Below are 12,018 nucleotides of genomic sequence, written 5' to 3'. Positions count from 1 at the left end.
GCGGTTTCTCCTTACTCGTCACCAAATTGCGTGAATCGGGACAGGCAAGGGCAGAGCCCTTGCCCTACATATGATGCGCCTCCGGAAGCGAAGCTGTATCCTCATGGCTCCCGGTATTTCTCCCGCCAGCGGGCAGGATTGCTCTGAATGTACTGCCACGTTGACAGGAAATCCTCCTCATTGCGAATCACATGCTCATAGTACCGGCGCTGGAATATCTTCGTGCCAGGTGTTCCGTACAGCCGGTTGATTCCTTTTGTCACAATGGATTTGTAGGCTCCCACCACGTCCCCCAAGGTAGGGCAAGGGCTCTGCCCTTGCCTCAGGGTCAGCAGCAGGTGGATATGGTCGGACATGATCACATATTGTTCGATCACCACCGAGGGGAACCGGATGGGCAGCTGTTCCAGTTCCTCCCGGGCAATGGTCCCGGCGGAGGACAGGCACGGGCAGAGCCCTTGCCCTACAACGGGCACCTCCCGCCAGAAAAGAGGTTCTCTGCCTATGGTGCAGATCGTCACAAAGTATGCGCCAGGCCGGCTGTAATCATAACCGGGAAGGCGAATCGTTTTTCTGGGGCCCTGCTTCATCCCCGCGTCTTCGCCTTTCTCTTGGGCAGGGGCGTAACTTCCTCCGCCAATTCCGCCGCCCGGCGCAGGGTGTCCCGGTCATCCGGATCCAGGACATAGTGGTCCTTGGCGCCCTGGTAGGGCGGGGCGGTGGGCCGATCCTTCAGCAGTTCGGACAAGCAAGGCAGTACTTTGACAAATACCGTGTCGTCGCACACCATGACCACCGGCTTGTCGTTGACGTACACCATGTATTCCCCGAACATCTTCCGGGAGCGGATGGCGCCCACTCCCTCCAGCTGTTCGCAGATATAGTTCACAAAATCAAGGCTGCTGGACATGGAATACCTCCTCTTAGCCCTCCACGGTCAGATCTGCGGTTGTTCCTCCCACCAATTCAATGAGGTCGGCGGGGGCCAGTTCCACCTGGTAGCCGATTTTTCCGGCGGACACCAGAATGGTGTCGATGATCTCCGCCGTCTCGTGGAAGACGGTGGGGTACTGCTTTTTCATCCCCACGGGGGAGCAGCCCCCGTGGACATACCCCGTCAGGGGCAGCAGCTCCTTCTGGTGAAGCATGGCGATGGACTTCTCCCCCACCGCGCGGGCGGCTTTTTTCAGGTCCAGGCTGTCCCCCACCGGGATATCGAACACATAGAGCCCCCCCGAGGCCCCCCGGGCCACCAGGGTCTTGAACACCGTCTCCGGGTCCTGGCCCAGACTCCTGGCCACGGTCACCCCGTCCACCGCCACCCCCTCCTCATGGGGATAGGTGTGGGGGGTGTAGGGGATATTCTTCTGCTCCAGCACCCGCATCACGTTGGTTTTTTCTTCCTTCTGCTTTGCCATGGTTATTTTCCTCTCAATTCGATGATCTGGTCCCGGAGGGCGGCGGCCAGCTCGAACTCCAGCATCTTGGCCGCCTCCTTCATCTCCTTTTCCAGCTTGGCGATGCGCTCGGCCTTCTGCTGCTTGGTCAGGCCCTGGACCTGGCCCCGGCGCTCGGCGGTGTCCGCCTCGTCCTGGGCGGTGATGTCCAGCAGGTCCCGGACGCTCTTGATGACCGTCCTGGGGGTGATGCCGTGGGCCTTGTTAAAGGCGTCCTGCTTCTCCCGGCGGCGCTCCGTCTCGTCCATGGCCCGGCGCATGGATGGGGTGATGGCGTCGGCGTACATAATGACCATACCGTCCGCGTTCCGGGCCGCCCGGCCGATGGTCTGGATCAGGGAAGTCTCACTGCGGAGGAAGCCCTCCTTGTCGGCGTCCAGAATGGCCACCAGGGACACCTCGGGCAGGTCCAGACCCTCCCGCAGCAGGTTGATGCCCACCAGCACGTCGAAGGTGCCCAGCCGCAGGTCCCGGATGATCTCCATCCGCTCCATGGCGTCGATGTCGTGGTGCATATACCGCACCTTGATGCCCGCGTTCTGGAGATAGGCCGTCAGGTCCTCGGCCATCCGCTTGGTCAGGGTGGTGACCAGCACCCGCTCGCTGCGGGCGGTGCGGGTGTGGATCTCGCCGATCAGGTCGTCGATCTGACCCTCCACTGGGCGGACCTCGATGCGGGGGTCCAGCAAGCCGGTGGGGCGGATGACCTGCTCCACGATCTGACCTGAGCGGGTGCGCTCATACTCCCCGGGGGTGGCGGAGACGTAGACCACCTGGTTGACCCGCCGTTCAAATTCCTCAAATTTCAGCGGCCGGTTATCAAAGGCGCAGGGCAGGCGGAAGCCGTAGTCCACCAGGGTGGTCTTTCGGGCCCGATCCCCGTTGTACATGGCACGGACCTGGGGCAGGGTCACGTGGCTCTCGTCGATGAACAGGACAAAATCCTTGGGGAAGTAGTCCAGCAGGGTGTGGGGCGGGGAGCCGGCCGGCCGGCCCTCGATGACCCGGGAGTAATTTTCGATCCCGGAGCAGTAGCCCAGCTCCTGCATCATCTCGATGTCGTACATGGTGCGCTGCTTGATCCGCTGGGCCTCGATGAGCTTGCCCTCCCCCTCAAAGAAGGCCACCCGCTCCTCCATCTCCCGATAGATCTCCTGGATGGCGGCGTCCATCTTCTCCTTGGGGGTGACGTAGTGGGTGGCGGGCCAGATGGGGATGTTGGTCAGGCGGCGGATGGGGGTGCCGGTGACCACGTTGATCTCGCTGATGCGGTCGATCTCGTCCCCGAAAAACTCCACCCGGATGGCGGTGTCCTTCCAGTAGGCCGGCCACACCTCCACCGTGTCCCCCCGGACCCGGAACATGTTGCGCTCGAAGGCGATGTCGTTGCGCTCATACCGGATGGCCACCAGCTTTTTCAGCAGCTCCTCGATCTTGATGGTGGCCCCCACCCGGAGGGACACCATCATGGCGGCGAAGTCCTCCGGCTCGCCCAGGCCGTAGATACAGGAGACCGAGGACACCACGATCACGTCCCGCCGCTCCAGCAGGGAGGCGGTGGCGGACAGCCGCAGCCGGTCGATCTCCTCGTTGATGGAGGAGTCCTTCTCAATAAAAGTATCGGTGTGGGGGATATAGGCCTCGGGCTGGTAGTAGTCGTAGTAGGAGACAAAATATTCCACCGCGTTGTTGGGGAAAAACTCCTTGAACTCGGCGCACAGCTGGGCGGCCAGGGTCTTGTTGTGGGCCAGCACCAGGGTGGGCCGCTGGACCTGTTCGATGATCTTGGCCATAGTGAAGGTCTTGCCCGAGCCGGTGACGCCCAGCAGGGTCTGCTCGTCCAGCCCCATCTCAATGCCCCGGGACAGGGCCTCAATGGCCTCCGGCTGGTCCCCGGAGGGGGTATATTCGGAAACTACTTCAAACCTGGGCACGTCCCTCACCTCTCCCTTTGGATGTACACTGTCGTCCCTATTATACTAGAACAAATTTTCTATTGCAAGCAGTTTTCGCTCCTCTCCCGAATTTTTTCAGGAGAGGAGCGAATTCATTCACAAAAGCTGATAAACGGGCCGTTTTCCGCCCCGCTCCGACTGGTTTAGGGAGACGGCGTCCCCCTCCACAAAGATCAGATGGTCCACCAGCTCCAGCCCCAACGGCGCGAGGGCTGCACGGATGGTGTCGGTAGTCTCCCAGTCCGCCGGGGAAGGGAAGGCCAGGTTGCTGATGTGGTTGTGGGCCAGGTAGAGGGCGCTGGCCCGCAGGCCCATGGCCTCCTCCGCGATGCGGCGGATGTTGATGTCCGCGGCATGGATGCTGCCCTCGGACACCTTGCGCACCCCCAGCAGCTTCCGCTTGCTGTCCAGACAGAGGATATACACCATCTCGTTCCGGGCGCCGTAAAAATATTGGGAGAGGATGGCGGCGGCCTCCTCCGGGCTGTTGACCAATTGGCCCAGGGCGGCCCGCTGGTCCTGGTACCGCCTGCCCAAAGCCGGGATCAACCGCAGGAGAACGGCGGTGTGCTCCCCCACCCCCGGGACCTTTTTCAATTCGTCCACCGAGGCGTCGAACACCCCCGCAAGGGTCTCAAAGCGGTTCAGCAGCTCGTGGGCCAGTGTGTTCACATCCCCCTGGGGGATGGCGTAGAACAGGAGCAGTTCCAGCACCCGGTGGTCGGGCCAGCCCTCCAATCCCCGGGCCAGAAATTCTGTTTTGACCCGGCTGCGGTGGCCGGCGTGGATAGACATGGGGCGCGCTCCTTTCTGTCTGTAGAATGATAAGTTTTCGTTTATAGGGGTAAAGGGATATCGCCCAGCGGGGCGAGTTCCTCTTGCAGCGATGCAAAAGGAACCAACGGCCCAGGCCGCCTTCTCTTGCCCCTTCGGGGCAATTCACCTCGAAGATCGCTGGGGGAAGGTCTGCACAGTCAAGAACCACGCCGCACAATTCGGAAACTCAGGCGCCGACGGTCGACGGTTGCTCAAATCCAAGTTTCCCCGACCCAGGGCCGAAGGCCCGGATGGCGGGGCAGCAAAACCAGGGGACGCGCGCCGGATGCAAGCCTATCTAATCAGGAGAACGCCCCCGTAAAGCAGGGGTCCGGGGAAAGGAGGCATGAAAGCACGGAAAATTTCCAACGGGAGAAATTTTTCATGCTTTCGTTTGCCGACGTCCCCGGCGGCGTTTTGGTTACTTTGCCGACGTGGGCAAAGTAACTCGCCCCGCAGGGCGAAATATCCTGCCCTCGTCCCGCCCGCAGGCGGAATTGTAAACTCTGCGACGCTCGGCTGCGGCGGCCCCAAGGGGCCGCCCTACCTGAGCGCAGCATACGGTCGTCAAAGGCAAGGGCAGAGCCCTTGCCCTACATGACATAGGCTTTCGGCTCTATAGGCTGATAAACGAAAATTTACCGTGCGCCGTACTCGGCCAGATAGGCCTCCATTTTGGCCTTCATCTCGTCGTCAATATACACCTTGCCGTCCACGGGGTTGTTGTGGAGGAAGTCGATGACCTCCCGGACGGTGACGATGGGGAAGACCTGGATGCCGTAGTCCTGGCGCAGCTCGTCCAGGGTAGAGCAGTCCCGGGTGCCCCGCTCCATCCGGTCCACGGAGACAAACAGGGCCTTCATGTTCACCTTAGCCACATGCTTGAACAGCTCGATAGACTCCCGGACGGCGGTTCCGGCGGTGACCACATCCTCGATGATGGCCACATCATCCCCATTCTGGGGCTTGTAACCCACCATGGAGCCGCCCTCTCCGTGGTCCTTGACCTCCTTGCGGTTGAAGCAGTAGGGCAGGTCCCGGCCGTAGTTCCGGTACAGGGAGGCGGCGGCGGAGACGGCCAGGGGGATGCCCTTGTAGGCCGGCCCGAACAGGCAGGTGATGTCCTCGGGCATATGTTCCTGGATGCAGGCGGCGTAGTAGTCGCCCAGCTTGGCGGCCTGAGCGCCGGTCTTATAGTTCCCGGTATTCACGAAATAGGGGGTCTTCCGTCCGCTCTTGGTAACGAAATCTCCAAAGGTCAGCACGCCGGAGCGCACCATGAAGGTAATGAATTCCTCTTTATAAGTCATGTCTCGCAACCTCTTTTCTCTGGTTTTGCGGGCATTGGCCGCGCATAAAATTGAATCGTATCATTATACCATTTTGTCCCACCGCGCACAAGGAACAGCCCGTATTTTTTCCTGAAACTTTCTTAATCTCTCCTTTACTTTACGGGTTTCTCGATTCCTGCTATAATATAGTGTGTGTTTTTGCCCCGCGTTCCACGCCGCCGGGCCATTTTGTTCGAACAAGGAAGCTGATTTCCATGTCCCTTCCCTCCCATATCCGCTCGCTCTGGCTCAGATGCCGGGACCTGCTTTACCGGATCCCCAATCCGCCCCGGGATATTCTGGTTACCGCCGTTTTGCTTTGCGGCGCTTACTGTGCCAGCAGCATCCTGATCTCCCACACCGGCGGTGAAAACAACTCCGCCCTGGTCTTCGTACTGGCCGTGACCATCATCTCCTCCCTCACCACCGGGTATTTCTACGGCATCCTGGCCTCTATCGTGGGTACCTTCTGCATCAACATCTATTTTATGGAGCCCTACGCCACCTTCACCTTGAACCGCACCGGCTACCCCGTGGCCATGCTGTCCATGGTGGCCATCTCCTGCGTGGTGTGCGCCCTGACCACCCGGGTCAAGCAGCAGGCCGCCGAGGCCATCCGCCGGGAGAAAAATACCAAGACCCTGTATGAGATCAACCAGAAGCTCAACGAGGAAAAGGCCGCGATCCAACTGGAGTCGGCACGGGAGACCATCCGGGGCAACATTCTCCGGGCGGTGTCCCACGACCTGCGCACCCCGCTGACCGCCATTTCCGGGGCCGCCTCAGTGCTGTTGGGCAGCCCGGAGATCTCCGAGAAGAACCTGTCCATGCTCCAGGACATCAAAAGCGACGCCGACGCCTTGATCATCATGGTAGAAAACCTGCTGTCCGTCACCCGGATCCAGGACGGCTCCATGCCCCTGAAGAAGCGGGAGGAAATGTTGGAGGAGGTGGCGGGGGACGCCATTCTCACCACCCGCCGCCGGTTCCCCGGGGTCCATGTGGAGCTGGAGCTGTCTGAGGACATCCTCTACCTGCCCATGGAGCCCCTGCTGGTGAAACAGGTGATGGTCAACCTGCTGGAAAACGCCATCCGCCACTCCGGCGACCGGGAACACATCACCCTCCACCTGTTCCGCCAGGACGACTGGGCGGTAGTGGAGGTCCGGGACCGGGGCAAGGGACTGTCCCCGGAGATCTGCCAGGCCGTCCAGTCCGGCAAGCCCCTGAACCGGGACCTGTCCGGCGACGCCACCCGGGGCATGGGCATCGGCCTGTCCGTCTGCCAAAGCATCATCAAGGCCCACAACGGCTTTTTTGCCGCCGACAACAACCCGGAGGGCGGCGCGGTATTCCGCTTCGGCCTTCCCATGGAGGAAAAAAGCGATGAGTGAAAAGCGAACCATCCTGGTCATTGAGGACGAACACGCCATCAGCAACTTTATCTGCCGCGCCCTGTCGGCCAACGATTACAAGGCCATCCCCGCCGCCAGCGGCAAAGAGGGCCTGTCCCTCTTTTTCTCCCACAGCCCCGACCTGGTCCTGCTGGATCTGGGCCTGCCCGACATGGACGGTCTGGAGGTACTCAGCCAACTCAGCGGCCTGCCCCGGGAGACCCCGGTCATCATCATCTCCGCCCGGGACCGGGAATCGGAGAAGGTGAAGGCCCTGGATATGGGTGCCGACGACTATGTGGTCAAACCCTTCGGCGTGTCCGAGCTGCTGGCCCGGATCCGCACCACCCTCCGCCGGGCCGACCGGATGAAGGTGAGCCAGGGCATCCAGCGCAGCGTCTACCAGGTGAAGGACCTGACCATCGACATTGCCAAGCACCAGGTCATCCAGGCCGGGGAACAGGTCCACTTCACCCAGAACGAGTTCAAAATTCTGGAACTGCTGGCCATCCACGCCGGGAAGGTCCTGACATACGACTTTATTCTGGAGCACGTCTGGGGCCCCTACAGCAGCAACTCCAACAATCAGATCCTGCGGGTCAACATGGCCAACATCCGGCGCAAACTCCACGAGAACCCCTCCGCCCCCAAGTACATCTACACCGAGCTGGGCATCGGCTACCGCATGCTGGAGGACTGATCGCTCCCGGTTCCCAACGTGTCCCTCATTCCCACGGAAAGAGATACCGCGGGCCTTCCCTTGGAAGGTCCGCGGTATTTTTGCGCCCTTATCGGTTTTTTAACAGGTGTTCCAGCCTCATTAACACCCATTTTATCCCTTTCTCACTATAATAAAATCAGAAACCGAAAAGGAGGCGTCCTTGATGGAAGTTCGTCTGAAAGAGGCCCTGTGGGAGGGCGAGGAGGTCCGCTGGACCGGCCGGCCCAAGCATTTCCCGCTGCTGGGTCCCGACTCCAAAAACGGGATCCTGATCACCTGGATCATTTCCGGGCTGGTGCTGGCCGCCATGGTCCTGTTCCTGGTCCCCCAGATCGCCAGCGGTTCCCGGTCCATTTCCGAGTCTCTGGTCATGGCCGCGGTGGCCCTGTTTGTCCCCGGGATCCTTTCCGTCCGTCCGTTTCTGGACCAGAGATGTCTGGAACAGAACACCCTCTACGCCATCACCAACTACCGGATCATCGCCATTGTGAAGGAAGATCTCCTCTACCTCCCCGTTGGCAAAGAGCTGCGGGCGGCAGTGGAGAACCGGGCGGATGGCTGCGGCAACCTGTGTTTCGGCACAGCGGTGGGGCAGCCCGTCCGCAAGAGCCGCACCCTGGCCGTTCTGGGACTCCGGGATGATGACAGCCGTTTTCTGATGCAGGGGCTGATGTTCTACCATGTGGAAGCTCCCGATCAAGTCATGGAGCACATCGCCTGCATGGAGCATATCGCTTAAAAACCGGGTTTTCTCCCACTTTCCCGGTCTTCCCTCTCTGGCGTTGGGGTGTCGTTTCTCTCTCCCGGCGCCCCCCGCCCGACTCGCGCCCCCCTTCCGCCAAAGGGGGGCGTCTTTTTATGTTCCATACAGCGGAGGAGGCCGGAGCTTGTCCTGCCTCCTCCGCATGCTTCACGGCGACAACTCCTGCCGCAGCTGCTCCAGCGCCTTCCGCTCCAGGCGGGACACCTGGACCTGGGACACCCCCACCACCCGGGCCGTCTGGACCTGGGTCATTCCCCGGTAGTAGCGCAGCACCAGGATCTGCCGCTCCCGCTCCGGCAGCGCCTCCATGGCGCTCCGGAGGGCCAGACGCTCCACCAGGCCGTTTTCCTCATTGCCCTCGGTGAGGATGCCTTCCAGAGTCAGGCCGTTGTCCCCTGTATCCGCCTGGAGGGAGACCACAGCCTCCGCCGCCGTCTCCGCCGCGGCGATCTCCTCCGGGGTCAGCCCCGTCTCCTCCGCCAGCTCGGACAGGCTGGGCTCCCGTCCCAGGCTCCCGGCCAGCCGCTCCCGGGCCGACCGGATGGAAAACCCCCGCTCCTTGACCCCCCGGCTCACCTTCACCGGGCCGTCATCCCGGAGAAACCGGCGGATCTCTCCGGCGATCTTGGGGACGGCATAGGTAGAAAACTGAGTGCCGTACTCCGGGTCGAAGCCCCGGACCGCCTTGAGAAAGCCCAGGCACCCCAGCTGATACAGGTCGTCCGGCTCCACCCCCCGGCCATAGTACCGGCGGGCCACGCTCCAGATCAGGCCGTTGTTTTCCTGAAGTACCTGCTCGCAGGCCTGTCTATCCCCCTGGCGGGCCGCTTCCAGCAGGGACACCGCTGAGGGCGTGCCGCTCACCGCCCCACCCGGCGGGCGATCTTCCGCCGCATGGTCACGGTGGTCCCCTTGCCCGGGGCGGAGCGCACCTTCAGGCTGTCCATAAAGCTCTCCATAATGGTGAAGCCCATCCCTGACCGCTCCTCGCTCCCCGTGGTAAACAGAGGCGTCCGGGCCTGCTCCACATCGGCGATGCCCACGCCCCAGTCCCGGACCACGATCTCCAGGGAGTGGTCCTCCCGGATGCGCAGCTTCATCACGATCTTGCCCAGGGTGTCCGGGTAGGCGTGGACGATGGCGTTGGTCACCGCCTCGCTGACGGCGGTCTTCACGTCGTTGATCTCCTCCAGCGTGGGGTCCAACTGGGCGGCGAAACAGGCCGCCGCCGTCCGGGCAAAGCCCTCGTTGGAGGAGCGGCTGGGGAACTCCAGGGAGACATGGTTTTCCAGTTTCATTATGTAGGTCCTCCTCTGTAAAAACCGGGGGACAGACTCCGCCCTCCCCCGCCTGTTCTCTCATTCAAACCGGATGATCCGGCCCAGTCCGGCGGCCCGGAACACCTTGTCCGCCTGGGCCGGGGTGTTGACCACCCGCATCCCGCCTCCGGCCTGGCCCATCCGCCGCCAGGCCCGCAGCAGGACCGCGATCCCCGAGCTGTCCGTGAAGGTCAGTCCCCCCAGGTCCAGGGTCAGCTGCCGGGGCAGGGCCTGGTCGATCCTCCGGTCCAGCTCCTCCATCACCGCCTTGGCCCCGTGGTGGTCCAGCTCTCCGGACACCGCCGCCGTCAGGCGGCGCTCCTCCTCTGTAAAGGCGACAGGCATGACGCGTCCTCCTTCCCCCCGGCATCCGGGGCGTTTCCTCTCCCGCCCATGATCATGCGTACGGAACACAGCCGTATTCCTTGAACGCATCGGCTTTGTTCCAGGGTATTATAGGACAGGTCCCCCGTCGGAACCTGCCGTTTCCCGCCGGAAAAAAGATTTCTCCCGGGGAATGGACACGGCCCCGGCCACAAAGGATAGGTCCGGGCCGCTTGGCGGGAGACAGGAGAAGCCTTCTGCCCCATAAATTCCAGCTTATTCTCTCCGGCCCCGGCCGCCCCGAAAACATTTATTTTACAAATGTCAAATTTTGTTTTATAGTGGAGTAGGCTTTTGTCCGCAATACAAATCAGGAGGGCGACCCTTCCATGTCCCGTGAACTCCATCTGACCGCCGGACCCATTACGCCCCAGCTGGTCCGGCTCTGTATCCCCCTGCTGTGCGCCAATGTGCTCCAGCAGCTGTACAACATCATCAACTCCTTGGTGGTCACCCACTACATCGGGGACAACGCCTTTGCTGCCCTGGGGGTGGCGGAGAGCGTCATGAACCTGTTTATCTACGTCATCACCGGCGCCTGCATGGGCGCTTCCGTCCTCATCGCCAAGTTTTTCGGGGAGAAAAATTTTCCCCGGCTGCGCCGGCAGCTCTATGTCTCCGCCGTCCTCATGGGGGGCTGCACCCTGGGGGCGGTGGTCCTGGGGCAGCTGTTTCTGATCCCCCTGCTGCGCCTCATCCAGACCCCAGAAGGTCTGATGGCCGACGTATCCGCCTACCTGCGGATCATCCTGGTGGGGATGCTGTTCACCTTCACTTACAACTATCTGGCCTCCACCCTCCGGGCCGTGGGAGACACAAAGGCCGCCCTGTTTTTCCTCCTCCTCTCCCTGGGGTACAACCTGGCCTCCGCCTGGCTGCTGGTGGCGGTGCTGGACATGGGCATCCGGGGCACCGCCCTGGCCACCGCCTCCGCCCAGCTGCTCTCCTCCGCCCTGTGCTTCCTCTACATCCGGAAGCGCCGCTCCTTCCTCGCCATCCACCGTGAGGATATGAAAATGGAGCGGGGGCTCATCCGCCTGACCAGCAGCTACGCCGCCGTGTCCGCCCTCCAACAGTCCAGCCTCTACCTGGGCAAGCTGATGATCCAGAGCGCTGTCAACGGCATCAGCCTGGTGGGCACCGCCCCCATCTCCGCCTTTACCGCCGCCACCCGGGTGGAGAACTTCATCCAGGCCTTCGGCTCCAGCGGCTGCGAGGCCATCGCCATCTTCGTGGCCCAGAACCGGGGCGCCGGCCAGAAAGACCGGATGCTCCGGGGCTTTGCCCGGGGCGCAACTCTGGTCATTTCCGGCGGTATTCTGTTCTCTGTGCTGATGCACCTGTTTGCCGTCCCTCTCTCCACCCTGTTCCTGGAGCGGGGCGGAGAGGCCCTGGCCCTGTCCGCCTCCTACCTCCAGGTGGTCAGCTGGTTCTATTACCTCTCCTTCACCGGCCACTCCTTCGTGGGCTGGTACCGGGGCGAGGGCCGCATGAACATCACCTTCCTGGGCACCACCATGCAGATCATGGTCCGGGTGGTGGGCACCTACCTGCTGGTGGACGCCCTGGGGCTGGACGCGGTGGCCCTGTCCACCGGACTGGGCTGGGTGGTTATCGTCCTCTTCCAAGTCGTGGTCTTTTTCCTGGAGCGGAAGGGCATCTGGCCCAAGCCGGCCCCGCACCTTTCCTGACCTCCCTGTTTTTTCACGCCCTGAGGGACCCTTCCGGTCCCCCAGGGCGTTTTTCCTGCCCAGGCAATCCCTTCAAAAAGCCGGCCCATTATTTTTTCCTTTTCCCTCTTGACAAAGGTGTTTTATCTGTTATACTGTGCATATAGTATATATACAGTAATCCCAAAACAGCGACGGAGCGCCGGAC

At 61.9% G+C, this 12,018-nt stretch carries 13 protein-coding genes; 4 read left to right on the top strand and 9 right to left on the bottom strand.

Annotation, left to right across the window (positions count from 1 at the left end; translation table 11 throughout):
- Positions 1-101: 101 nt before the first annotated feature.
- The 6 genes from I6E42_RS06080 to pyrE all read right to left on the bottom strand — a co-directional run bounded on the left by I6E42_RS06080 (position 102) and on the right by pyrE (position 5,538).
- Positions 102-521: a transposase gene (locus I6E42_RS06080; RefSeq protein ID WP_235371041.1), complete on the bottom strand. Its 420-nt coding sequence runs from the start codon at positions 519-521 to the stop codon at positions 102-104.
- Positions 522-586: 65 nt separating this feature from the next.
- Entirely contained in the window at positions 587-910 is a 324-nt protein-coding gene (locus I6E42_RS06075) for a TfoX/Sxy family protein (RefSeq protein WP_235371040.1), read from the bottom strand.
- Positions 911-923: 13 nt separating this feature from the next.
- Positions 924-1,418 (bottom strand): Cys-tRNA(Pro) deacylase, encoded by a 495-nt coding sequence (gene ybaK, locus I6E42_RS06070; protein WP_235371039.1) that lies wholly within the window; start codon positions 1,416-1,418, stop codon positions 924-926.
- Between the two features lie 2 nt (positions 1,419-1,420).
- Positions 1,421-3,391: an excinuclease ABC subunit UvrB gene (gene uvrB / locus I6E42_RS06065; RefSeq protein WP_235371038.1), complete on the bottom strand. Its 1,971-nt coding sequence runs from the start codon at positions 3,389-3,391 to the stop codon at positions 1,421-1,423.
- A 117-nt stretch (positions 3,392-3,508) separates the two neighbouring features.
- Positions 3,509-4,207: a JAB domain-containing protein gene (locus tag I6E42_RS06060; RefSeq protein ID WP_235371037.1), complete on the bottom strand. Its 699-nt coding sequence runs from the start codon at positions 4,205-4,207 to the stop codon at positions 3,509-3,511.
- Positions 4,208-4,866: 659 nt separating this feature from the next.
- Positions 4,867-5,538 (bottom strand): orotate phosphoribosyltransferase, encoded by a 672-nt coding sequence (gene pyrE / locus I6E42_RS06055; RefSeq protein ID WP_235371036.1) that lies wholly within the window; start codon positions 5,536-5,538, stop codon positions 4,867-4,869.
- Between the two features lie 236 nt (positions 5,539-5,774).
- Between pyrE and I6E42_RS06050 the strand changes: the two genes are divergently transcribed.
- From I6E42_RS06050 to I6E42_RS06040, 3 genes are all read left to right on the top strand, one after another.
- Complete coding sequence (locus I6E42_RS06050; protein ID WP_235371035.1) at positions 5,775-6,953, top strand: sensor histidine kinase; 1,179 nt, start codon at positions 5,775-5,777, stop codon at positions 6,951-6,953.
- On the top strand, positions 6,946-7,653 hold the full coding sequence (locus I6E42_RS06045; RefSeq protein WP_235371034.1) for a response regulator transcription factor: 708 nt from the start codon (positions 6,946-6,948) through the stop codon (positions 7,651-7,653). Before I6E42_RS06050 ends, I6E42_RS06045 begins: the two co-directional genes overlap by 8 nt.
- A 184-nt stretch (positions 7,654-7,837) precedes the next feature.
- Positions 7,838-8,413, top strand: coding sequence for a hypothetical protein (locus I6E42_RS06040; protein ID WP_235371033.1), 576 nt, complete (start codon positions 7,838-7,840; stop codon positions 8,411-8,413).
- A 171-nt stretch (positions 8,414-8,584) separates the two neighbouring features.
- Here I6E42_RS06040 and I6E42_RS06035 read toward each other — a convergent pair whose 3' ends face one another.
- From I6E42_RS06035 to I6E42_RS06025, 3 genes are read right to left on the bottom strand one after another with little or no spacing between them, the layout of a single operon-like run.
- Positions 8,585-9,301 carry a sigma-70 family RNA polymerase sigma factor gene (locus tag I6E42_RS06035; protein ID WP_235371032.1) on the bottom strand — a complete coding sequence of 239 codons (717 nt, stop codon included), beginning with the start codon at positions 9,299-9,301 and terminating at the stop codon, positions 8,585-8,587.
- Positions 9,298-9,735, bottom strand: coding sequence for an anti-sigma F factor (gene spoIIAB, locus I6E42_RS06030; protein WP_328284083.1), 438 nt, complete (start codon positions 9,733-9,735; stop codon positions 9,298-9,300). Before spoIIAB ends, I6E42_RS06035 begins: the two co-directional genes overlap by 4 nt.
- Positions 9,736-9,795: 60 nt before the next feature.
- On the bottom strand, positions 9,796-10,101 hold the full coding sequence (locus I6E42_RS06025) for an anti-sigma factor antagonist (protein ID WP_235371031.1): 306 nt from the start codon (positions 10,099-10,101) through the stop codon (positions 9,796-9,798).
- Between the two features lie 368 nt (positions 10,102-10,469).
- Between I6E42_RS06025 and I6E42_RS06020 the strand changes: the two genes are divergently transcribed.
- Positions 10,470-11,831, top strand: coding sequence for an MATE family efflux transporter (locus tag I6E42_RS06020; RefSeq protein WP_235371030.1), 1,362 nt, complete (start codon positions 10,470-10,472; stop codon positions 11,829-11,831).
- Positions 11,832-12,018 lie beyond the last annotated feature (187 nt).

This window comes from Pseudoflavonifractor phocaeensis (assembly GCF_021531815.1).
GTDB classification, from domain to species: Bacteria; Bacillota; Clostridia; order Oscillospirales; family Oscillospiraceae; genus Lawsonibacter; species Lawsonibacter phocaeensis_A.
The sequence above is the reverse complement of the archived record's forward strand: the minus strand, read 5'-3'. Positions and strand labels throughout refer to the sequence as shown.

Coding starts and splice junctions, on each gene's coding strand:
- ybaK (WP_235371039.1), bottom strand. CDS start 1,418: ATGGCAAAGCAGAAGGAAGAAAAAACCAACGTGATGCGGGTGCTGGAG.
- pyrE (WP_235371036.1), bottom strand. CDS start 5,538: ATGACTTATAAAGAGGAATTCATTACCTTCATGGTGCGCTCCGGCGTG.
- I6E42_RS06040 (WP_235371033.1), top strand. CDS start 7,838: ATGGAAGTTCGTCTGAAAGAGGCCCTGTGGGAGGGCGAGGAGGTCCGC.
- I6E42_RS06045 (WP_235371034.1), top strand. CDS start 6,946: ATGAGTGAAAAGCGAACCATCCTGGTCATTGAGGACGAACACGCCATC.
- I6E42_RS06020 (WP_235371030.1), top strand. CDS start 10,470: ATGTCCCGTGAACTCCATCTGACCGCCGGACCCATTACGCCCCAGCTG.
- I6E42_RS06025 (WP_235371031.1), bottom strand. CDS start 10,101: ATGCCTGTCGCCTTTACAGAGGAGGAGCGCCGCCTGACGGCGGCGGTG.
- I6E42_RS06060 (WP_235371037.1), bottom strand. CDS start 4,207: ATGTCTATCCACGCCGGCCACCGCAGCCGGGTCAAAACAGAATTTCTG.
- spoIIAB (WP_328284083.1), bottom strand. CDS start 9,735: ATGAAACTGGAAAACCATGTCTCCCTGGAGTTCCCCAGCCGCTCCTCC.
- I6E42_RS06075 (WP_235371040.1), bottom strand. CDS start 910: ATGTCCAGCAGCCTTGATTTTGTGAACTATATCTGCGAACAGCTGGAG.
- I6E42_RS06050 (WP_235371035.1), top strand. CDS start 5,775: ATGTCCCTTCCCTCCCATATCCGCTCGCTCTGGCTCAGATGCCGGGAC.